Genomic DNA, 21,573 nt, shown 5'->3' with positions numbered 1-21,573 from the left:
ACGCTTTGCGGCATGAGTGAAGAAAGCGGATGCATGGACAGTCTCGTTGTTTCTTTGTCCCATAAATTATGGTATAGTCTAGAATGAAAATATAAGACTGTATAAGTTATACAATGCCTATATTTTGTCACGAAACAAATGCTTTGCCGCAAGGGTACGGACATAGCCGTTACCGCTTGATGTAATGGCTCTCAGAGAGGAGTTTTAATGTTGTTGTTTTGGACTAAAAACAAGAAATGGATTTTAGTGCTTGGCCTTGTTCTGCTAATGGGTGTGCTGGCGGGATGCGGCGCTCCAACAACCCAGACGACGGAGACCGCCGATTTATTGAAGGGGAACTTCTGGGAGAAAAATGTCGTCTACTATTTTGCCTTGACGCTTGATACGTTCGCAGGCTGGTTTGGCGAATCCTACGGACTTGCTATATTGCTCCTTACGATTATTGTAAGAACGTTGATTTTACCTTTAACGCTGAAGCAATATCGCAGCTCGAAAGCGATGCAAGCATTGCAGCCTCAAATGGCTGAAATTAAGAAGAAACACAAGGATAACCCGCAAAAGCAGCAAGAAGAAACGATGAAGCTGTTCCAGACACACAAGGTTAATCCGATGGCGGGCTGTTTGCCGCTGATTGTTCAGATGCCTATCTTTATCGCGCTGTACAATTCCATCTACAAAAACCCGGATATCCGTGAGCATACTTTCTTGTGGCTGCAGCTCGGGGAGAAGGATCCGTATTACATACTTCCTATCCTTGCTGCCGCGACGACTTTCATTCAGTCCAAGATGATGCAGAAGCAACAAACACAAACGATGCCTGGCATGGGCATGATGCTGGCGATTTTCCCAGTGCTTATTTTTGTAATGGCACTTTCATTCCCAGCAGCTCTTCCTCTTTACTGGGTTTACAGTAACGTTTACACGATTGTTCAAAACTACTTCCTGTACGTTCGTTCATCTGACAAGGGTAAGGAGGCCCCTGCGAAATGAAGAAAATCGTTGCATCAGGAAAGACGATAGAGGATGCTGTACGTAACGGTTTATCACAATTGCAAGTAACTGAAGACCGCGTTAAACAAGTTGTGCTTGAACAGCCCACTAAAGGTTTTTTTGGACTGTTTGGCGCAAAGGAAGCGAAAGTCGAGCTTGAGCTTATTCCCGATCCTATGCTGGAAGCGGAGCAATTTCTCCGTGAAGTAGCTGGTACGATGGGGCTGCAAGTAAACATCGATCGAAAGCAAACAAGAGAAGGTACCCACCTTGCCGTATCTGGCAGCGGAGACCTTGGTATGCTGATTGGACGTCGCGGACAAACGTTGGATGCATTACAGTACTTGGTTAATATTGTGGCTAATCGTTACTCTGACAGTCATTTGCGTATCGTGCTTGATGCAGAGGATTTTCGGGAGCGCCGCCGCAAAACGTTAGCGGATTTATCCGATCGTTTAGCAGGACGTGTTATTCGCACCAGGAAGGAAGTTGTTCTGGAGCCGATGTCGCCGCATGAGCGGAAGGTTATCCATTCGCAGTTGCAAAACCACCCTAAGGTGAAGACGTTCAGTAAAGGCGACGAGCCGAACCGGCGAGTCGTCATTGCACTCAGACAGTAAAAAGCAAAACCCAATTGTATAAGAAACTATACGCTATCCACAGCAATGGCTCATAATGGTCATTGCTGTTTTTCCATTTGAGAGGTGCTGACAGCAATGGTACACGATACGATAGCAGCCATTTCGACAGCGGTCGGAGAAGGCGGCATCGCCATTATAAGAGTAAGCGGACCGGAAGCAATTGCCGGAATCGCATCTGTTTTTCGTTCGAAAATAAGTTTAAATGATGCAGAAACACATACGCTGCATTACGGACATATCATTGATCCTGTAACGGGTGAAGAGGTAGAAGAGGTGCTGGTTACGCTTATGCGGGGACCTCGTTCTTTTACCGCGGAGGATGTTGTTGAGATAAATGCGCATGGCGGTGTCATTGCCGTCAAAAAGGTGCTTGATGTCGTTTTGCAGCTAAACGGCTACCGGACGGCGGAGCCAGGTGAATTTACAAAGCGTGCGTTCCTGAATGGCCGGATCGACTTGATGCAGGCAGAGGCTGTTATTGATTTGATTCGATCCAAATCGGATCGTGCTTTTTCCGTTGCGAGGAAGCAGTCTGAAGGTGTCCTGTCAAAGCGGATTAAAGCTTTAAGGCAGACGGTTATTGAACTGCTTGCCCATATCGAAGTGAATATTGATTATCCTGAGCATGACGTAGAGGAAATGACGAGCTCGTTTATTCGTGACCAATGCGATTCTGCTATTGATGAAATAGATCGGCTGTTAAAAACAGCGAATGAAGGCAAAATATTAAGAGAAGGCATTGTGACGGCTATTGTGGGAAGGCCAAACGTCGGAAAGTCCTCTCTAATGAATGTGCTGACACAAGAGAATAAAGCGATCGTTACGGATATTCCGGGAACGACCCGTGATGTTATTGAGCAATTTGTCGCATTGAACGGTATACCGCTGCGCCTGCTCGATACCGCCGGCATTAGGGAAACGAATGATGTAGTCGAGCGTATAGGTGTAGAGCGTTCGCGAAGCGCACTGGAAGAAGCGGATCTCATTTTGTTCGTGCTCAATAATAATGAACCGCTGCAGCCGGAAGATCGTGAGCTGCTGCTGCAAATGAAGGATCGACCTGTCATTGCGATCATCAATAAGACTGACTTGCCGCATCAATTAGAAATTGAGGTGGTGGAGGAGTCGATTCCTGCCGATTCAATCGTAAGGATGTCGGTTCTTGAGGAAGATGGCCTCGATCGACTAGAGAAGACGATAAGCGAAATGTTTTTTGAGGGACAGCTTGAGTCTGGCGATTTGACATATGTCAGCAACGTACGACATATTGCGTTATTGAAGCGGGCAAAACAATCGCTGGTCGATGCTATCGAAGCATCGGATGCCGGAATCCCCATTGATCTTATTCAGATCGATGCGCGTTCAGCGTGGGAATCGCTTGGCGAAATACTCGGCGATGAAGCCGGCGATTCGTTGATTGACCAAATATTCTCGCAGTTTTGCTTAGGGAAATAGATGGAAGTAGGCTATTTCGGCAAATCTGGATTATGCTTATAGAGCAGCTTTATGAATTTAGAAGCGGTGACCGTGCTGCATGGGAGCTTAGCTTATGCTTACGAAGTAGGTTTCTTTCAGAAACCTTTAGGAGGGTAAAAGACAATGAGATATATAGCTGGTGAATATGACGTTATCGTCATTGGAGCAGGCCATGCGGGCTGTGAGGCTGCACTTGCTGCGGCACGAATGGGCTGTGAGACGCTGCTGCTTACAATAAATTTGGACATGGTTGCTTTTATGCCATGTAATCCATCGATCGGCGGGCCTGCAAAAGGGCATGTTGTGCGTGAAATCGATGCACTTGGCGGAGAAATGGGACGTAACATCGATAAAACCTTTATCCAAATGAGAATGCTCAACACGGGTAAAGGGCCGGCGGTGCATGCGCTGCGTGCGCAGGCCGACAAATTCGACTATCAGCATCTAATGAAGAAAACAATTGAGGAAACGCCTCATTTGACGCTTCGCCAAGGAATGGCGGAGGAGCTTATTGTTGAAGATGGCAAATGCTTAGGCATCGTAACCAAAACGGGTGCGGAGTATCGTGCCCGTACAACGGTTGTTACAACAGGCACGTATTTGCGCGGTAAAATTATTATGGGCGAGCTGATGTATGAGAGCGGTCCTAACAACCAACAGCCATCGGTCCGCTTATCCGCAAGCTTGAAGGAGAATGGCCTGGAGCTTGTTCGATTCAAAACGGGTACGCCTCCGCGCGTTCATAAAGATACAATTGATTTCTCCAAAACAGAAATTCAGCCAGGCGATGACAAGCCGAAATTTTTCTCCCATGAAACAGAATCTTCTACGAATGAACAGCTTCCTTGCTGGTTGACGTATACATCTGAAGCAACGCACAAAATTATTAACGACAACCTTCATCGTGCTCCAATGTTCTCAGGTGCAATTGAGGGAACAGGTCCACGTTACTGCCCATCTATTGAGGATAAAATCGTACGTTTCGCAGATAAGCCTAAACATCAGATTTTCCTTGAGCCTGAAGGCAAAAATACTTCCGAGTATTATGTACAGGGGCTGTCGACGAGTATGCCTGAGGACGTGCAGCTTGGCATTTTACGATCAATACCAGGTTTGGAAAAAGTTGAGATGATGCGAAACGGTTACGCGATTGAGTACGATGCTGTGGTGCCTACACAGCTGTGGCCATCGTTGGAGACAAAAGTGATCGATAGCTTATTCACAGCGGGACAAATTAACGGAACCTCCGGTTATGAGGAAGCTGCGGGCCAAGGCGTTATGGCCGGCATTAATGCAGCTCGTAAAGTGCAAGGCAAAGAACCGATTATCATCGGACGTTCTGAAGGGTATATCGGCGTTATGATTGATGATCTCGTTACGAAAGGCACAAATGATCCTTATCGCTTGCTTACTTCGAGAGCAGAATATCGTTTGCTGCTTCGTCATGACAATGCGGATTTGCGTTTGACGCCAACGGGTTATGAGATCGGTCTAATATCGGAAGAGCGTTACAATAAGTTTTTGCGCAAAAAAGAATTGGTTGAAATCGACATCGAACGTTTGCGCGGAACAAAAGTGAAACCTGATCAAGTAAATGCCATGCTGACAGCTGCGGGCACTGCGCCTATGGAGCATGGAACAGATGCTTTGTCGCTGCTTCGCCGACCTGAGGTTACGTATGCGATGCTTGAAACGGTTGTTCCTTCCGTACCGGAAATGTCGGAGGAGATGAAAGAACAGGTCGAAATTCAAATCAAGTATGCAGGTTATATCGAGAAGCAGCTTGTACAGGTTGAGCGTTTGAACAAAATGGAGAAAAAACGGATTCCGGATGATATCGATTATGCCGACGTACGCAGCCTTGCTTCGGAAGCGAAGCAAAAGCTGAGCGTTATTCGTCCGCTTTCCATTGGGCAGGCTTCCCGGATTGCGGGAGTAACGCCGGCTGACATTTCGATTCTTCTTGTTTACTTGGAGCATTATAACCGTGTAACGGCAGCGAGAGGTTCATAATATGGATGAAACATTAAAATGGTTTACGAAACGGATGGAGGAGAGCGGAATTCCGCTCTCGCCGGTTCAGCTTGACCAGTTCGAGCTATATTATCGATTGCTTGTCGAGTGGAACGAAAAGATGAACCTGACTGGCATAACGGAAAGAGACGCTGTGTACGAAAAACATTTTTACGACTCCGTCTCGCTTTCCTTCTATACCGATATGAGCGGCGTACGCAAGCTAGCTGATATTGGATCAGGAGCGGGTTTTCCGAGCATTCCTTTGAAAATCTGTTTTCCTCACTTAAAGGTCATGATTGTGGACTCTTTAAACAAAAGAATTCAGTTTCTTACTCATCTCAAAGAGCAGCTTGGTTTGGATCAAGTGCTTTGCTTGCATGGCCGAGCAGAAGATATTGCTCAAATGCCGGAGCATCGTGACAGCTACGATTTGGTAACGGCAAGAGCAGTTGCTCGATTAAATGTGTTAAACGAATTTTGTTTGCCTTTCGTAAGAAGGGGCGGCTTGTTCGCAGCGATGAAGGGATCTCAATCCGACGAAGAGGTAAGGGAAGCAGCTTTTAGTTTGAAAGAGCTAAAGGCCAAAATTAAATCACAGCATCAATTGTCACTTCCAAATGAGCAATCCGAGCGCCATATCGTGTTGATTGAGAAGCAGGAGGGCACTCCTCGGAAATATCCTAGAAAAGCGGGCACTCCACTTAAACAACCGCTGATTTAAAATACTTAAATTGTTCCACGTGAAACAATAGATTAAACACATACATCACAATCTATTTATCGCCATATTTATACAACAATTATTTGTTCATAAGAAGTGTCAAGCAGGAGATCGTTCAATCATAGTCGAATTATAAGGTAAGATGAAGAGACAGGATGATCCGTTAGTAAAATGAGAGCGATTGAGGCTGTCACAGGGCAGCTCATTCCTCGTCATGCGGGTGAATATAAGCATCGTATAAGGGTTATATGCTATACCTGATTATATTTAAAATGATGCCTCTCCTATCATTACCGAATGAATATTGTTATGGATGTTCGCCGTGCAGTTGACGATTATTACCTGAGATAGGTTCTAGTGACCGAAAATAATCCAATTGGCAATGAACCAATCTTACTGCTGAAGCGTATTTATTGCAAAAACCTTGTAATTGCTTTTTAATAGAATAATAGCATGTTTAGTATTCATTATTTGAATATGCTGGAATTTTATATGAAACTCATTGTTTCCAATGCAAGATGGAGAAAATGGTTTCATTTGAAGTGATTAAAAACAAGGTTTATCTCATGATCGGGTGGTAATTATCGATATGAAAGAACAATTTTCTCGATTGTTCGGCCTGTCCGAGCAGCGCATACCGCAAGAAGAAGTTCGGCAAATACCGATTCATGAAATCGATGCGAGTCCTTTTCAGCCGCGTACGATTTTTGATGACGACCGAATAGAAGAGTTATGCCAAACGATAAAAACGCATGGTGTTATTCAGCCTATCGTTGTTCGAATGCGTAACGGAAGATATGAAATTATTGCGGGGGAGCGTCGTTGGCGTGCCGTTACTAAGCTTGGGTATGATACCATTCCCGGCATCGTTCGTGAATTTAATGATTCACAGACGGCATCTATTGCATTAATCGAAAATCTTCAACGGGAAAACCTGTCGGCTATTGAAGAAGCTATTGCCTATCAGAAGTTGATTGAGCTTCATCAGCTAACGCAAGAGAGCTTAGCTCAACGCCTCGGCAAAAGCCAGTCCACGATTGCAAACAAATTGCGTTTGTTAATGCTGAATGATACGATCAAGATGGCATTAATGGAACGTAAAATTACCGAGCGTCATGCTAGAGCGTTGCTTTCGCTGGATAATGAGGAATTGCAGCTTAAGGTTTTGGAAGAGATCATGGCAAAAGATCTTAATGTTAAGCAGACGGAAGTTAGAATCGCTTTCCTTAAGGAATCGACGAAATTGAAAAAAGCAAAGCGTATTTCCTTTACGAAGGATGTGCGATTGGCGCTTAATACAATTAGACAATCGATTGAAATGGTTTCTGGGTCTGGCTTGCAAATAAAGACAAACGAGAAGGATCATGACGATCATTATGAAATTGTCATTCAGATCCCCAAACGATAGTCATAGAATGCTATAATTGCAATAATCTTATACTTATTTTGTGCCGTCCTCACTGAGGGCGGCGATGCCATTTCTAGCTAAAGTTTTATTTTTGTTCGGGCAACAAGATAATCGCACATAAAAGTTGTACACATAGAGGTGAGCCGGTTTTGTCGAAAATTATTGCTATAGCCAACCAGAAGGGCGGTGTCGGAAAAACGACAACGTCTGTCAATTTAGCAGCCTGTTTAGCATCGCTTGGAAAAAAAGTGCTGCTAGTTGATATTGATCCACAGGGGAATACAACGAGTGGGCTCGGTATCAACAAGGGCGATGTAACGAATTGTATTTATGATGTCCTTATTAATGATGTCCATCCTAAAGATGCGATGTTCGAAACGAGAGTTCCTGGCTTAAAAATCATTCCTGCAACAATCCAATTGGCCGGAGCTGAAATTGAGCTCGTACCCACGATATCTCGTGAGCTGCGTTTGAAGAAGTCACTACATTTGGTTAAGGATGATTTCGATTATGTTCTGATCGACTGTCCGCCATCACTCGGTATTTTGACAATCAACTCTCTTACCGCTGCGGATTCAGTCCTTATTCCTATTCAATGTGAATATTACGCGCTTGAAGGATTGAGTCAGCTATTAAACACGGTTCGACTCGTTCAAAAGCATTTGAATACATCCCTTCAAATAGAAGGCGTTCTTCTTACGATGCTCGATGCAAGAACGAATCTTGGTATTCAAGTTATTGAAGAGGTCAAAAAATATTTTCAACAAAAGGTTTACCAAACGATTATTCCGCGCAATGTTCGCTTAAGTGAGGCGCCATCACATGGTCAAGCTATTATCACATATGATCCTCGGTCAAAAGGTGCGGAAGTTTATCTTGAACTCGCAAAGGAAGTGATTATGTATGAGCAAGCGGCTAGGTAGAGGGCTGGATGCGCTTATCCCATCGCTTTCTGTGAATGACGATGATAAAGTGATTGAAATTTCATTATCTCAATTAAGACCCAATCCGTATCAGCCAAGGAAAACATTTGATGAGGATTCCATTAAAGAACTAGCGGAATCGATAAAACAGCATGGCATTATACAACCTATTATCGTTCGTACCGTATTAAAGGGCTATGAGATTATTGCAGGGGAGAGACGCTTCCGGGCTTCTCAGTTTTGTGGCAATCCAACTATACCTGCTGTAGTAAGATCATTTACCGATCAACAGGTTATGGAAATTGCCTTAATCGAGAATCTTCAACGGGAAGATTTGAATGCGATTGAGGTAGCTATTGCTTATCAAGCTCTTATTGATAAGTTTAAGCTTACGCAGGAAGAGCTGTCCATGAAGGTCGGAAAGTCTCGCTCCCATATCGCAAACTTTGTACGCCTGCTTTCCTTGCCATCAGAAATCAAGGACAATGTTTCACGTGGAACAATTTCCATGGGGCATGCTAGAGCATTGGTTGGCATTAAGGATGATAAGGTTCAGAAGGAACTAGCGGACCTTACCGTTTCCCTAGAGTGGAGCGTACGTGAGCTGGAAGAGGCGATTCAGAAGCTGGATACGAAGCAGCCTGAAGACAAAGCGAAGCCGAATCAGAAAAAACGCGATCCATATATTGACCATCTAGAGGAGTCATTGCGGGAACGTTTTAAGACAACGGTTAAAATTAAACAGCAAAAAGATAAAGGCAAAATAGAGCTTCAGTATTATAGCAAACAGGATTTAGAGAGATTGCTAGAGCTGCTTCAGTACATGGCATAAGCGGTACAAAACAATGGCATACCTAAGTTGTAATCTTGCTTTTGAAAGATTAAACTAAGGTATGCCATTGTTGTGACTAGTTAGCTTGGAAAGGCGTGAAAATTGTGATTAACAATGAACAATCGGTTATATATTTGGACCACGCAGCAACCTCTTGGCCTAAACCACCGTCAGTAACGGAAGCTGTCGTAAATGCTATGCTGAATGACGCTGCTAACCCTGGGAGAGGCAGCCACGCTATGGCTGTACGAGCAAGCCGAATATTGTTTGAAACACGCAAGCAGCTAGCAAAGCTGTTTAATATAAAAAACCCAAATGATATTGCATTTGCTTCCAATACGACGATGGCACTAAATATGGCGATTAAAGGTTTTCTTAAACCTGGCGATCACGTGATTGCGACTTCGGTTGAGCATAATTCGGTCAGAAGGCCGCTATATTATTTGGAGCAAACAATTGGCATTGAGGTAACCTACGTAGAATCCGATGAACGTGGAAATCTAAATATAGATGACATTGCCAAAGCGATTCGTCCGCATACGACGCTCGCCGTTGTGAATCACAGCTCGAATTTATTAGGGACGATTATGCCAGTGGCTGATATTGCAGAGCTAACAAGAAAACACGGCATTAAGCTTCTTGTTGATGCAGCCCAAAGCGCGGGTATAATTCCAGTTGACGTGAAGGCGATGGGTATTCATATGCTGGCGTTCCCTGGACACAAAGGGTTGCTAGGACCTCAAGGCACAGGAGGGCTGTACATCGATCCGGAGCTGGAATTGGTGCCATTGCTGCATGGCGGGACAGGAAGCCAATCTGAGGCGCTTGAGCAGCCTCAAGTGAGGCCGGATCGATACGAGGCAGGCACGCAAAACACGCCTGGCTTAGCAGGCCTGAAAACGGGCGTTCAGTATGTGCTGAATGAGACGGTAGAGAACATCCATACTAAGGAATGGGCTCTGACGCAGAGGCTTATTCAAGGTCTTTTGCCAGTGGAGGGAGTCAAGCTGCTCGGTCCAGAACTAGGCGAGCAGCGCACCGGAATTGTAGCTTTTAATATGGAAAAGGTTGATCCATCTGAGCTTTCGTTCATTTTGGATCAGCATTACCGAATTGCCGTGCGAGCAGGCTTTCATTGTACGCCACTCGCACATGCAAGTGCAGGAACGTCAGCAACAGGCGCGATACGTGCAAGTGTAGGTATTTTTACTACGGAAGCGGAGATAGATGCGTTAACGGATGCTATTAAGGAAATAGCACAGCAATATGGGGTTTAGCAATGAATTGGGGGCGGAACAACAACGATGGAAGACTGGACATCAAATCCGATGAATGCTGTTACGGTAGTATTAGCTTTGTTTGTCATCATTTTATTTATTTGGATAGCGGTCATTGGCGGGCGGCTGAAAAAGCTTAGAAAGCAATATACAGCGGTCATGGGGAATACAGGTTTGACGAATATGGAAGATGTCATCGTTGAGTTGAAGGAAGGGCTGGCTGAGCAGAAGCAGGCGAACCAACAATTGAAGGATCAGCTAGCTGTTGTACAAACGTCTCTCCCCAATCAAAAAGGTAAAGTGGGCGTCATTCGATACAACGCTTTTGCCGAGCAGGGCAGTGATCTTAGCTTCTCGATCGCTATCGTTAATGAAGAGAAAGACGGTGCTGTTTTTACTGGCATCCACAGCAGGGACAATACGTATGTGTATGCGAAGCCGCTTGAAAAAGGAGAATCCGCATACCCGCTTACACCGGAAGAGCGCAAAGCGATTTTGGAAGCAAAATAAATCATCAAAGACAGTTTTAAATATTGTCAGCGGCGGCCGTTTGCTCAAGAACGCCGGTGGAGAGATGCGCATGGTTTGCGATGGCTGTAAATAAGCTGATTGCAATAATTTCGGACATCTTCATAACGAGGTGAAGACGAGTGTTTTGCAGAACGAAATACTCCATAAACCCGCCGACGTTAACGATGCCGGTAAGATGAATATCTCCGACCGGAGGGAGATCCTTATTGACGCCAGCACCAGGGCGAACGGGACCAACTCCAACTTGAATGCTGCCAACGCTGGATACTTGACCGAGACAAGCGTCAATTCCGATAACGAATGGTTTATGGAAACGGCGGTTGATTTCTAGGAGCGTATCATCCAGATTCATGGCATGAACAGGGTTTTCCAAGGTGCCGAATAAGGTGAAATGCTGGCTGCGGTATTTTGCTAGCGACGTTCCAATTAACGGGCCTAATGAGTCACCGGTGGAGCGATCCGTTCCTACGCAGACGACAACAATCGGACGGTTTTCCGCCATTTCCTCAAGCAAGTTCGTAAGGCGATTAACCAGCATGCCAATGACGTTTGCAGTAGTGTAAGGTACCTTTAAAGGCGTCTCTTTCATAAATGGAAGCTTCATAGAATCCCTCCGATAATACCGATATGTTACTAGTATATGGATGGGACAACCATTTTATACGTCAGATAGTTTTGATATTTAAGGTTAAGCCTGCGAAGGAAGTTTGCGGTGCAAACGTAATGGAGGTCTTGCTCGTGTTAATTGCATTTGATTCGACTCAGCAGGCGCTTCGCGCAGAGATGCTGCTCGAATATGCTGATATAGAAATCGATATCTGTCCAACGCCAAAGGAAATAACGGCAGGCTGCGCGTTGTCGATTCATTTTCCGGAAGAGGATTTAACGGCGGTGAAGGAAGTCATCGAGCAGGAAAGTGTAGAAATTAGAGGCATATTCAAACCAGTACAATCCGGGTATGAACAACTAGAGATATAAACGAGCATTGACGCGGATGAGGAGGAATGGAGATGTCCGTCACAGAAAGATACAACACAGCTGTTAAATGGTTGACAGACAATGATGTATGGCAGGCATTCGGCAGCTCGGCGCTTCGGGTTGTGTTGTTTTTGGTCGTAGGGCGTTTCGCTGTATGGGTGATACATAAAACGATTGACCGTGTCGTGCTTGAGCGTGAGAGCAAGCGGCCGCCAAATCATACAAGGCGTATGACAACAGTAGGCAAGCTTATGAAGAATGTCGTATCTTATGTTGTCTATTTCATTACGGTCATGCTAATCTTGTCTGAGTTCGGCATCAATCTGGGCCCGCTGCTCGCAGGCGCAGGAGTGCTTGGGCTAGCCATCGGTTTTGGCGCTCAAAGCTTGGTGAAGGATATTATTACAGGATTTTTCATTGTGCTGGAGGATCAATTTGCAGTCGGCGATGTCATCCAAACCGGACAATTTAAAGGAACGGTTGAGGTGATCGGTCTTCGCACGACGCGAATCCAAAGCTGGACGGGGGAAGTTCATATTGTCCCAAATGGTATGATTAACGAGGTTACGAATTTCTCGATTAATAATACGGTTGCCGTAGTTGATATTTCGGTTGCATATGAGGAAGAGGTCGACCGTGCTCTTGAAGTCATTCGGTATACGATGATAACGATGAAGGATGACAATCTGATCAATGCGCCAGAGGTGCTTGGCATTCAAGCGATTTCTCCTACGGGAATAACGCTTCGCGTTATTGCAGAATGCCGGCCGAATACGCATCCCGTCGTAGCGCGTAAGCTTAATATGGAGATTAAAAAAGCATTGGATGCCAGCGGAATCGAAATTCCATATCCTCGAATGGTTACTTATCATCGCAATGAAAAGGGAGGCGTAAAAGATGGAACGTAAGCAGTTTGAGCTGGGCGATGTCGTTCAAATGAAGAAACAGCATCCATGCGGCTCTAATGAGATGGAGATCATTCGTATGGGGATGGACATCCGCATTAAGTGCGTAGGCTGCAAGCATAGTGTTCTTATACCAAGAGCGAAGTTTGAGAAAAATATGAAAAAGGTGCTTCGTTCTAAAGCATCGGATGAAGGCTTAGCCGATTCATAACCGAAGCCGAAAAGAAATACTGGAATAATTTTGGACAAGTACTTGCGCGATGACAAGCCGTGTGATACAATAATTTTTACATGCGGAGAGGTACCCAAGAGGCCCAAGGGGGCTGACTCGAAATCAGCTAGGCGGGTCAAACCGTGCGTGGGTTCGAATCCCACCTTCTCCGCCATTATATGAACAGTCAAACGATTCGGTCGACGGATCGTTTTTTTTATATTCATTAGGGAGGTCGGCCCTTTGAGTACGCCAAAGCTGCCATTAACAGATGATGAACGTAAGCGGTTACGCCAAGCAAAGATCAAGCTGATAGCTATAGCGGGCTTCACAGCAAGCGAGTTAAGTACGACGCTAAATGTGCCAAAAGAACGGGCGGATCTATTGCTTGCGCTGGCAAAGTTTCAGGCGGTGCCTTCAATTGGTCCAAGCCTTGCCCATAATCTAGTGGAGCTCGGTTTTTATTCATTGGATGAAATTAAGGCAGCTGGAGAGAGCGGAGCGCAGCTTGTAGAGCGTCTGGAGAAGCTGCATGGCGTTTGGATGGATCCGTGCGTAGAAGACGTTATGCGGCTTGCTGTGCATCATGCAGGCAATCCAGGAAGCGATAAGCAGTGGTGGGACTTTACCGCGGAGCGGAAAACGTACAGAAAACAGCATGGTTATCCAGCTGACCGGCCAAGCAAGTCTTGGCATCAATAGTTATTAACATGTGGATAAATATAAGAGGAGGGCTCTCGCGAGCCCTCCTCTTGACGGTGGTTGATGGTTGAGTCGATCAATTCGCACTGCAAGCCTGTGAAACCTTGGAGCTTTCATTCGTCAATCGGAGAAAATCAGCAATCGCTTCTTTAAATCCTTTTGAGCACAATAATACGTATCCGCTTGAACGGTTTAACGTATCGATGCTCGAATGCGCATGTGTGTTACAGACAAGTGTCTTTGGCACAACCCTCCGCTTCTACCCTGAGTGGATGAAATCCTCTTAAGGCTTTGTCTAAATATAAGAGCGTTTAGGTTTTACCCTAATCGCGGCTTATATTTATGGCGCAACGAAAGCTGATCCGCCTGATGACGGGTACAGTCGTTTACGCTTGCCAAAATGGTTCAACGGAACCACACCTCTCTTACACCGTCGAGCTTATATTGTCCCAAACTAAACGCGGCTATTCACGCTGCGCTGCAAAAACTAATGGCCCATTCGTTTCCATTTACGCTCGTGGTTTGTTGTGTCCGGGAAGCGTTCGCCTTTGTTTAGATGCACTTTTTTCGGATTTTGAATGCCCATATGAAACGAGTTCACTCCGTCTTCGATGTACGTGCCGTCATTTGGAGCTTTATCCCCTGGCGAAAACATTGTACCTTCACCCATTATGATCACCCTCCAGCGTATAGTTAGAGCGGATGCTTAGCTTGCCTTAAGATTAAGTCCGCTGCCGTAGTATTTGCCGCGATGTCGATTTGCATAAGTAGCAGATAACGGCTGCAAGTTCATTTTCCCATAGGTATGTATGTTCCAAGCTCGTCCTTCTGTTATTTGCGCTTGTCATAGGCGATTAGATTTGATATAGTATAGAGATGCGAGCAGAAGCTCGTTCCTTGCTCCATTTATGGGGCCGTTAGTCCAAGAGGAGGTGAAACAATATGCGCAAATATGAAGTAATGTACATCGTTCGTCCAGACGTTGAGCAAGAAGCCTTGCAAGCGATCGTTGACAAATTCCATGGCATTATCTCCAACGGCGGAGAGGTCACAAAGCAAGATGTGAGCGGAAAACGTCGTCTTGCGTATGAGATCAATAAGCTTCGTGATGGTTACTTTGTACTGGTACATTTCAACGCAACGACTGAAGTTGTGAATGAACTTGACCGCATCATGAAGATTACGGATGAAGTTATCCGTTCGTTGATCGTCAGAGACGTCGCTTAATCCACGCTGGATTGTTCGATTGGGAGGTCAGAAACGATGTTGAATCGTGTTATACTAATTGGTAGATTGACGAGAGACCCAGAGCTTCGCTATACGCCTGCAGGCGTTGCAGTTACACAATTTACGCTAGCGGTAGATCGTCCGTTTACGAGCGGTGGTCAAGGAGAGCGTGAAGCGGATTTCATTCCGGTTGTAACGTGGCGTCAACTGGCAGAGACTTGCGCCAACTACTTGCGCAAAGGCCGCTTAACAGCGGTTGAAGGTCGCATTCAAGTGCGGAATTACGAGAACAACGAAGGCAAGCGTGTCTACGTAACGGAAATTATCGCTGATAATGTTCGGTTCTTGGAATCCAATCGTGAAGGTGGCGGAGGCTCGCGAGAAGAAGGCGGCAGCAGCTACAGCGGCGGTACAAGCAGCGGCGGCGGATCTTTCGGCGGCAGCAACGCTTCCCAAAGCGGTGGTAACCGGCCATCTGGTAATAACTCACGTAACGACAGCCGTGATCCGTTCCAGGATGACGGACGCCCGATTGATATATCAGAGGATGATTTGCCATTTTGATAACGAAGTAGTTTCTACTTCGCGTATCAATGGAACGGTTGCACAGCCTTTATTGCGATATAAAGCAGTTGTGTAATTGTAAAATTTTCAACGATAAGGAGGATATCCATCATGGCTTTCAAGCAAAGAGATAACGGTGGCGACGAGCGTCCAGAACGTAAGTTCAGCGGACGTAAAGGCGGACGCAACAAACGTCGGAAAGTGTGTTTCTTCACTGTAAACAAAATCACTAAAATTGACTATAAAGATGTAGATTTGCTGAAAAAGTTTATCAGCGAGCGCGGCAAAATCTTGCCACGTCGTGTGACTGGAACAAGCGCGAAATACCAACGCTTGCTTACAATCGCAGTTAAACGTTCACGTCAAATCGCATTGCTTCCTTACACGACTGAATAGGTCGATAAGTGAATATGCATGAAAAACGGAGGAGCCTGTCACCAAGGGCTCCTTTTGTTATTTTACCGGGGGTCCGTATGCATACGGGCCTTTTTTTGTTGCATGCTAACCCAATGGGAACACAAAGGAGTGTATGCGAATGCAATTCATTTTATATTTAGCTCTCATTATTATAGCTACAAAACTCGCTGGACATTTGTCTGTTCGGCTAGGTCAGCCCGCTGTATTAGGCAAGCTGCTGGCGGGTATCATCATAGGTCCCGCGGTATTAGGCTGGGTTCAGCCTGATGATTTTATTGGCCATTTTGCAGAAATCGGCGTGCTTTTGCTTATGTTTATCGCGGGCTTGGAAACGGATTTGGAGCAGCTTCGTGAAAACTGGAAGGCAGCCTTTGCCGTTGCGGTAGGGGGAATCATTCTGCCGTTTGTCGGAGGATATGGGGTAGCTGCCGCGCTTGGATTGTCCAGCTCGGAGGCGCTGTTCTTAGGCTTATTGCTGTGTGCGACCTCCGTAAGCATTTCGGTTCAAACGCTGAAGGAGATGAATCAGCTCAGCTCGAAAGAGGGCACGACGATACTTGGCGCTGCAGTGGTAGATGATGTAGTCGTTGTTGTACTGCTGGCCGTTATGATGAGCCTGCTTGGAACAACCGATAACGTCTCCATCCCGCTATTGATCGGGAAGAAGGCATTATTTTTTGTGATCGTAATCGCCGTCAGCATATGGGTGATACCGCATTTCATGAAATGGTTCGCTCGCTTCAAAATTACGGAGGCAGCGATGAGCGCCGCCTTAATTGCCTGCTTTGCCTTTTCATATTTTGCCGAGAGCATGGGCGTTGCCGGCATTATTGGCGCTTTTGCAGCGGGAATCGCGATTTCGCAAACGTCGTTTAAGCATGACGTGGAGTCGAAGGTGGAGCCGATTGCCTATACGCTATTTGTGCCGGTGTTTTTCGTAAGCATTGGCTTGAACATTACGTTTGAAGGCGTAGGCAGCCAGATTGTCTTTATTATTCTGTTATCGCTTGTTGCTATATTGACGAAGCTGATTGGCGGCGGGTTAGGCGCTAGGCTGACGGGGTTCAATAACCACTCGTCGCTTGCAATAGGGGCAGGGATGATATCACGAGGTGAGGTAGCGCTTATTATTGCAGCAACCGGTTTGGAATCAGGACTGCTCTTGCCGCAATACTTCACGTCAGTCGTTATGGTCGTTATCGTAACTACGCTTGTTACGCCACCTGTGCTGAAGCTCGTTTTTCCTCAAAAACTGAAGGTGGAGAGCCCAAAAGTGCTCGCAAAATAAGCTGTTTCATTTCAAGATTCAGCAATCACCAAAAAAAGAGAGCCGTATCCACAATGGGATACGGCTCTCTTTTGCAATAAGGCTTAACGCCGCCGAGTGATTCGACTTTTGCCAAATTTTACGGAGGGCTTCGACGTTCGCGGCTTCGTGTAAACCTTGTTTGAGCTGCTTTTTTGTTTCTTATCCTTTACGATCTTGCCCTTGGCAGGAGGCTTAGTCGTAATAGAGTTTTTCTGCTTATTATCATCCGTGCCTGAGCCCTTTTGGGAGCCGCTGCTTGTCGTTCCCGTCGTTGATGCGCCAGCATCCTTCGAGCGTTTGAAGATGGAACCTGTACGGTTAACCGTTGCGGGCGGGGCAACTTTCTTATCCTCTACCGTTGGCATTCTGTAGGTTGTACTCGGCTTGTATTTATCTTTGGAGGAATAACCGCGGTACTTGCCGCTGCCGTATTTGCCCTTGTCGAAAATATCGTCGAGTACGCTAGCTATTAAATAAGCTTGGAGAAAGCTTGAGCTGTAATTTTGCCGAACATATTCCGTTGAATCAATCTCGATAAGCGTATCTTCCGGCGCGTCCGGAGCTTGCTGCAAATGAATGATCTCATCGGAGTAAACGAGAAACATCCGCTCCGTGCTCACGTCGCTCTGCTGCTTCGGATTACGCTGATCGATAAAATCCGCAGCGACATCAGGAACAGGACGATTCTCGGCGCGATACACGTATGAGGTCTGATTGCCTGAGCCATTGACCGATTCTAACGGATATTGCTCCTTAACCGTGTCCGAAACGGCGCAAGCTGCGAGAAGAGGAATGATAAAGCTAAGGAGAAGCAGGTACTTAATCGACTGATACCACCATTTGTTCATGTATTCCTCCTATCCGCCGCGCAGCACGCGTACATCGGCAGGCAGAACGCTTTCTCCTTCATAGAGCATGAAGCGTCCGTCTTGCCATTCGATTCGCAGAAGCTTCATATCGTCCGACTGGTATTGCCAGACATGCTGTTCGCCTCCCTGCATGTAAGGCGTTTTGCCGCTTGCTATGATGAATCCTGAGAATTGCTCCTCCATATGATAAGTACGGTCATCCAGCTCCAAAATGGTAGGCACCTCGTCAATGGAATCCAGCCGTCCATCAATCGAGTCATACAGCGCATAAACGGTTCTTTCCCGTTCTTCAATGGTCAAATAACGAATCGATATCCCATCTTGAAGCGTGAGAACAATCGCATTGCGGGCTCGATTATGAGTTCTGCCTGTTATGTTATAGGTAACTAAGGAGACCTCGCACACATCGCCAGGCGATAATGTCATGATGCTTTTCTCAATGATAGGAGGCTCTGCCGGCGTAATCAGGTTTTTGATTCTTTTGAACAAGCTCATCTTGTATTCTCCTTCTAAAAAGTTAAATAGATCCGATGATTAACGCACCAGCCACATGGAGCGAGCCTGCGAACAATGCGTATCCGACCTTCCCCTCATGAATGCCTTGCTCCAGCTTCATGCCGCTTATCGCAATGACGACTTTCTCGACAATCCACTCCAGCACGAGCAGGAGGACAAAGGAGACGAGTGAGATGACGAGCGCTTCCCACATTTCGCTTGATTTGCTGATCGACTGGGATAAAATATACGCTTGCGCAAACAGCTTCAGCACGAAACGGGTCGTGACTGCGGTATTTCCGTTTTTTATTTCCTGCAAATCGTTGTACTTCGTAAAGCGAGAATCAAGAAACATAATAATGACTAATAAAATTGCGCCTGCACCCGTCCAAATCGGAATCCGAATGAGATCAATCCAAGACATGGTTAATTCCTCCAAAGTTTCAAGTTTAGAAAAAAATGACCGCTTCCGTTAAAACCGGCAGTCCGATTTGTAACACCAGCGGTCATAATATACAATAATTGTTAGTTAATTGGAAGAACTTATTGCTTCTCGTATTGCTTCATTAGAGCGGCCAGTTCGTCCTCAACCGCTTTGTCTTTGCCTAGCTTCTCGAACTCATCATCAAGCGATTTGCCTTTGGCATTAATCTCGTTGCCCGCATCGGCTTGGGCTTCCATTTGCAGCATTTTCTCTTCCATACGCTTCATGCCGGCAGCCGCAGAATCCGTACCGAAGCCTGACATCGCTTTATTGATTTCCGTCTGAGCTTTGGCGGCATTATAACGGGCAACAAGCGTTTCGCGCTTGTTCTTGAGCTCAGTTAGCTGCTTGCGCATTTCATCCAGCTTGCCTCTAAGGTTATCCGCAAGCAATTTGTTTTGATTAAAATTAGCTTGGTATTCAGCAGCCTTCTGTTCAGCTGATTTCTTCTCTTCTAGAGCGCGCCTGGCCAGATCAATGTTTTGGGATTGTGCCGCAAGATGCGCTTGCTCGCCGCGCTTCTCCACAAGCTGCGCTTGCTCTTCATAAAGCTGTTTGAATTTCTTCTCGATGGCGATTTGTGCGGCTACCGCTTTCTCTGCATCGGATAGATCTTCTTGCATGTCGCGTATATATTGGTCTGTGAGCTTAATCGGATCTTCGGCTTTCTCGATAAGTGAGTAAACATTTGATAACGTAAGGTCACGCAGTCGTTTAAATATAGACAATGGAATCCCTCCTAGGATTTTGATTCACATAAGTAATGATACGCGAAGCCGATGAAAATAGTTGCAAGCAAATTGCGGAATGGGTGCCATTCGCAATTTCGTTTGCCGTAATGCTACAATTAATGAAAATAATGACCTGAAAGAGAAGAAAGAGGGGTACGTCATCATGGAAAATGCCAGAACAGGAACCGAGCGGTTCAAAAAGTTTATTTTAAACAATAAATTTGTGTTGTTCCTGCTTGTATTGCTGCTCGTCGGGCTCAATATTATGGTTTTCACAAAAATCTCCTACATTTTTACGCCATTAACGGTTCTCATCAAAACGATTCTGCTGCCAGTCATCTTGGCGGGAATCGGCTATTATTTATTGAATCCGATCGTCGATTATTTGGAGCGAAAGGGTGTCAAGCGGGTATTCTCCATCATCGGGCTCTTCCTGCTGGGCATAGGGCTGATTACGATCTTATTGGTTACGGTTATTCCGATATTAAATGGCCAAGCCGTAAGCTTCGTACACAACTTCCCGAAATACGGGGAGCAGCTGCGGGAGAACTTTGAGGATTTTATGGGCAGCAGCAGCTTTCTTCAAATCCAGGAATGGTTTAATTTGAATCCTGCGAAGCTGACAGGAAATATTACAGAGCAAGCCACTTCGCTTCTGAACAAAACCTTATCGAGCTTAGGTTCTTTTGTAGGGGCATTCAAGGAGGTTCTTCTCGCGGTTTTAACGCTGCCGTTTATTTTATTCTATCTGTTAAAGGATGGAAAACAGCTGCCGCAAGCGATCGTAGCGTTCCTGCCTAATAAGCTGCAGCCGCAGACGAAACGGATTATGGCCGAGATGAACGGTCAGATCAGCAGCTATATTAGGGGACAAATTATTGTCAGCTTCTGCATCGGGCTATTGTTGTACGTGGGGTATTTGGTCATAGGGCTTGAATACTCGCTTGTCCTTGCTTTGGTTGCAGCCTGCACAAGCGTCATTCCATATTTAGGACCGGCAATCGCGATATCGCCGGCCTTGATTGTCGCACTTGTTACTTCACCTGTCATGCTGCTGAAAATGATCGTCATCTGGACGATTGTCCAGTTTATTGAAGGCAAATTTATCTCGCCGCAAATTATGGGCAAAAGCTTACAGATCCACCCGATCACCATTATTTTTGTTATTTTGACGGCGGGTAACCTGTTCGGTCTGGCTGGGATCGTGCTGGCGGTGCCGGGATACGCCGTATTGAAGGTAGTGATTATTCATTTGTTCGAATGGTTCAAGAACCGCTCGTCGATCTACAAGGAAGAAGAGGGCTTAGAGAAGACCTTATAATAAACGGAATCGCTCGAGGATTCTAAAGTAAATATAAACGAATCCTAGAGCCAGGAGGTAGGAGAGGAATGTAAAGCCTATATTCCATCCATTTCCATACGTTACTTTGCCAATCAACAGCCCCACATATTCGAGCAGCGTCGTGAACAGAACGAAAAGGAAAAGAATAAGCGCTGTCTTATTCCGATGCAGCATAATGGTCCATATCATGAAACAAGCAATGATCGGATACAGCCCAAGATCGAGCGGCAGCGCGGAGACGGATTCATCATTAGGAATGAGGGGCGTGAAGTCCCAAAATCGCATTTGAAAGCCAAGCGAGTTAATAGCCATCGATACAAGAGCACCGACGGGATAAATCAACAGCAAGGTCTTAGGGCTTTTTCGAACGAGGTATAGGGCAACGAGCCAAGGAATGATGAATCCGAAGATGATATTCACCCACATCAGAAATTCCTCCCTTGAACTTTTTTTAAATAGCGTTCCCTTAACCGATATCACCATACGCTGGCAACAAAAAAGACGATGTCATCAGACACCGTCTT

Annotated in this window: 26 protein-coding genes and 1 tRNA gene; 20 read left to right on the top strand and 7 right to left on the bottom strand. The window is 45.8% G+C overall.

Annotated features, from left to right (window positions below; all coding sequences use genetic code 11):
- The first annotated feature begins 207 nt into the window (after positions 1–207).
- The 10 genes from A7975_RS26950 (at position 208) to A7975_RS26905 (ending at position 10,794) form a co-directional block, all read left to right on the top strand.
- Positions 208–990: a YidC/Oxa1 family membrane protein insertase gene (locus A7975_RS26950; RefSeq protein ID WP_053373413.1), complete on the top strand. Its 783-nt coding sequence runs from the start codon at positions 208–210 to the stop codon at positions 988–990.
- Positions 987–1,610 carry an RNA-binding cell elongation regulator Jag/EloR gene (gene jag, locus A7975_RS26945; RefSeq protein WP_053373414.1) on the top strand — a complete coding sequence of 208 codons (624 nt, stop codon included), beginning with the start codon at positions 987–989 and terminating at the stop codon, positions 1,608–1,610. The genes A7975_RS26950 and jag overlap by 4 nt, the downstream gene beginning before the upstream one ends.
- Before the next feature lie 96 nt (positions 1,611–1,706).
- Positions 1,707–3,086 carry a tRNA uridine-5-carboxymethylaminomethyl(34) synthesis GTPase MnmE gene (mnmE, locus tag A7975_RS26940; protein ID WP_053373415.1) on the top strand — a complete coding sequence of 460 codons (1,380 nt, stop codon included), beginning with the start codon at positions 1,707–1,709 and terminating at the stop codon, positions 3,084–3,086.
- Between the two features lie 144 nt (positions 3,087–3,230).
- Positions 3,231–5,120, top strand: coding sequence for a tRNA uridine-5-carboxymethylaminomethyl(34) synthesis enzyme MnmG (gene mnmG / locus A7975_RS26935; protein WP_053373416.1), 1,890 nt, complete (start codon positions 3,231–3,233; stop codon positions 5,118–5,120).
- 1 nt (position 5,121) lies between these two features.
- On the top strand, positions 5,122–5,844 hold the full coding sequence (rsmG, locus tag A7975_RS26930; protein WP_065387158.1) for a 16S rRNA (guanine(527)-N(7))-methyltransferase RsmG: 723 nt from the start codon (positions 5,122–5,124) through the stop codon (positions 5,842–5,844).
- Between the two features lie 589 nt (positions 5,845–6,433).
- On the top strand, positions 6,434–7,252 hold the full coding sequence (noc, locus tag A7975_RS26925; RefSeq protein ID WP_065387157.1) for a nucleoid occlusion protein: 819 nt from the start codon (positions 6,434–6,436) through the stop codon (positions 7,250–7,252).
- Between the two features lie 149 nt (positions 7,253–7,401).
- Complete coding sequence (locus A7975_RS26920) at positions 7,402–8,175, top strand: ParA family protein (protein ID WP_053373419.1); 774 nt, start codon at positions 7,402–7,404, stop codon at positions 8,173–8,175.
- Positions 8,156–9,007: a ParB/RepB/Spo0J family partition protein gene (locus A7975_RS26915; RefSeq protein WP_053373420.1), complete on the top strand. Its 852-nt coding sequence runs from the start codon at positions 8,156–8,158 to the stop codon at positions 9,005–9,007. The genes A7975_RS26920 and A7975_RS26915 overlap by 20 nt, the downstream gene beginning before the upstream one ends.
- Before the next feature lie 107 nt (positions 9,008–9,114).
- Positions 9,115–10,284: an aminotransferase class V-fold PLP-dependent enzyme gene (locus tag A7975_RS26910; protein ID WP_082198488.1), complete on the top strand. Its 1,170-nt coding sequence runs from the start codon at positions 9,115–9,117 to the stop codon at positions 10,282–10,284.
- Between the two features lie 27 nt (positions 10,285–10,311).
- Complete coding sequence (locus A7975_RS26905; RefSeq protein WP_053373421.1) at positions 10,312–10,794, top strand: DUF4446 family protein; 483 nt, start codon at positions 10,312–10,314, stop codon at positions 10,792–10,794.
- A 16-nt stretch (positions 10,795–10,810) separates the two neighbouring features.
- Here A7975_RS26905 and yyaC read toward each other — a convergent pair whose 3' ends face one another.
- Positions 10,811–11,419: a spore protease YyaC gene (yyaC, locus tag A7975_RS26900; protein WP_065387156.1), complete on the bottom strand. Its 609-nt coding sequence runs from the start codon at positions 11,417–11,419 to the stop codon at positions 10,811–10,813.
- A 119-nt stretch (positions 11,420–11,538) separates the two neighbouring features.
- On the opposite strand from yyaC, the gene A7975_RS26895 reads away from it, so the two are divergent.
- The 5 genes from A7975_RS26895 (at position 11,539) to A7975_RS26875 (ending at position 13,611) form a co-directional block, all read left to right on the top strand.
- Entirely contained in the window at positions 11,539–11,793 is a 255-nt protein-coding gene (locus A7975_RS26895) for a putative Se/S carrier protein (protein WP_053377547.1), read from the top strand.
- A 32-nt stretch (positions 11,794–11,825) separates the two neighbouring features.
- Positions 11,826–12,701 (top strand): mechanosensitive ion channel family protein, encoded by an 876-nt coding sequence (locus A7975_RS26890; RefSeq protein ID WP_063845972.1) that lies wholly within the window; start codon positions 11,826–11,828, stop codon positions 12,699–12,701.
- Complete coding sequence (locus A7975_RS26885) at positions 12,691–12,909, top strand: DUF951 domain-containing protein (protein ID WP_065387155.1); 219 nt, start codon at positions 12,691–12,693, stop codon at positions 12,907–12,909. Before A7975_RS26890 ends, A7975_RS26885 begins: the two co-directional genes overlap by 11 nt.
- Positions 12,910–12,993: 84 nt before the next feature.
- Positions 12,994–13,084 (top strand) — tRNA-Ser (locus A7975_RS26880).
- A 68-nt stretch (positions 13,085–13,152) separates the two neighbouring features.
- Positions 13,153–13,611: a helix-hairpin-helix domain-containing protein gene (locus A7975_RS26875; protein ID WP_065387154.1), complete on the top strand. Its 459-nt coding sequence runs from the start codon at positions 13,153–13,155 to the stop codon at positions 13,609–13,611.
- 487 nt (positions 13,612–14,098) lie between these two features.
- Here A7975_RS26875 and A7975_RS26870 read toward each other — a convergent pair whose 3' ends face one another.
- Positions 14,099–14,281: a YjzC family protein gene (locus tag A7975_RS26870; protein ID WP_065387153.1), complete on the bottom strand. Its 183-nt coding sequence runs from the start codon at positions 14,279–14,281 to the stop codon at positions 14,099–14,101.
- Between the two features lie 272 nt (positions 14,282–14,553).
- On the opposite strand from A7975_RS26870, the gene rpsF reads away from it, so the two are divergent.
- The 4 genes from rpsF to A7975_RS26850 all read left to right on the top strand — a co-directional run bounded on the left by rpsF (position 14,554) and on the right by A7975_RS26850 (position 17,107).
- Positions 14,554–14,838 (top strand): 30S ribosomal protein S6, encoded by a 285-nt coding sequence (gene rpsF / locus A7975_RS26865; RefSeq protein ID WP_053373427.1) that lies wholly within the window; start codon positions 14,554–14,556, stop codon positions 14,836–14,838.
- A 36-nt stretch (positions 14,839–14,874) separates the two neighbouring features.
- A complete protein-coding gene (gene ssb / locus A7975_RS26860) occupies positions 14,875–15,402 on the top strand; it encodes a single-stranded DNA-binding protein (protein WP_053373428.1) in 528 nt (175 codons plus the stop codon).
- Positions 15,403–15,513: 111 nt separating this feature from the next.
- A complete protein-coding gene (gene rpsR / locus A7975_RS26855) occupies positions 15,514–15,798 on the top strand; it encodes a 30S ribosomal protein S18 (RefSeq protein WP_053373429.1) in 285 nt (94 codons plus the stop codon).
- 139 nt (positions 15,799–15,937) lie between these two features.
- Entirely contained in the window at positions 15,938–17,107 is a 1,170-nt protein-coding gene (locus tag A7975_RS26850) for a cation:proton antiporter (protein ID WP_065387152.1), read from the top strand.
- An 83-nt stretch (positions 17,108–17,190) separates the two neighbouring features.
- On the opposite strand, the gene A7975_RS26845 is transcribed toward A7975_RS26850, so the two are convergent.
- The 4 genes from A7975_RS26845 to A7975_RS26830 form a co-directional block, all read right to left on the bottom strand.
- Positions 17,191–17,976 carry a DUF4247 domain-containing protein gene (locus tag A7975_RS26845; RefSeq protein WP_065387151.1) on the bottom strand — a complete coding sequence of 262 codons (786 nt, stop codon included), beginning with the start codon at positions 17,974–17,976 and terminating at the stop codon, positions 17,191–17,193.
- Positions 17,977–17,985: 9 nt separating this feature from the next.
- A complete protein-coding gene (locus tag A7975_RS26840; RefSeq protein ID WP_065387150.1) occupies positions 17,986–18,492 on the bottom strand; it encodes a DUF4178 domain-containing protein in 507 nt (168 codons plus the stop codon).
- 22 nt (positions 18,493–18,514) lie between these two features.
- The gene (locus A7975_RS26835) at positions 18,515–18,916 is read right to left on the bottom strand and encodes a DUF350 domain-containing protein (protein WP_053373433.1); all 402 of its coding nucleotides are present in this window, start codon (positions 18,914–18,916) and stop codon (positions 18,515–18,517) included.
- A 119-nt stretch (positions 18,917–19,035) separates the two neighbouring features.
- On the bottom strand, positions 19,036–19,704 hold the full coding sequence (locus A7975_RS26830) for a PspA/IM30 family protein (RefSeq protein WP_065387149.1): 669 nt from the start codon (positions 19,702–19,704) through the stop codon (positions 19,036–19,038).
- 166 nt (positions 19,705–19,870) lie between these two features.
- Here A7975_RS26830 and A7975_RS26825 point away from each other — a divergent pair, with 166 nt between their 5' ends.
- Complete coding sequence (locus A7975_RS26825) at positions 19,871–21,028, top strand: AI-2E family transporter (RefSeq protein ID WP_065387148.1); 1,158 nt, start codon at positions 19,871–19,873, stop codon at positions 21,026–21,028.
- Here A7975_RS26825 and A7975_RS26820 read toward each other — a convergent pair.
- Positions 21,023–21,475 carry a CBO0543 family protein gene (locus A7975_RS26820; protein WP_065387147.1) on the bottom strand — a complete coding sequence of 151 codons (453 nt, stop codon included), beginning with the start codon at positions 21,473–21,475 and terminating at the stop codon, positions 21,023–21,025. The two genes, A7975_RS26825 and A7975_RS26820, sit on opposite strands and share 6 nt — an antisense overlap.
- Positions 21,476–21,573: the final 98 nt, after the last annotated feature.

The sequence above is a fragment of the Bacillus sp. FJAT-26390 genome (genome assembly GCF_001682865.1).
In the GTDB taxonomy this organism is placed as follows: domain Bacteria; phylum Bacillota; class Bacilli; order Paenibacillales; family Paenibacillaceae; genus Pristimantibacillus.
Note: the sequence above shows the minus strand (reverse complement) of the source record. Positions and strands in the feature narration are given on the sequence as shown.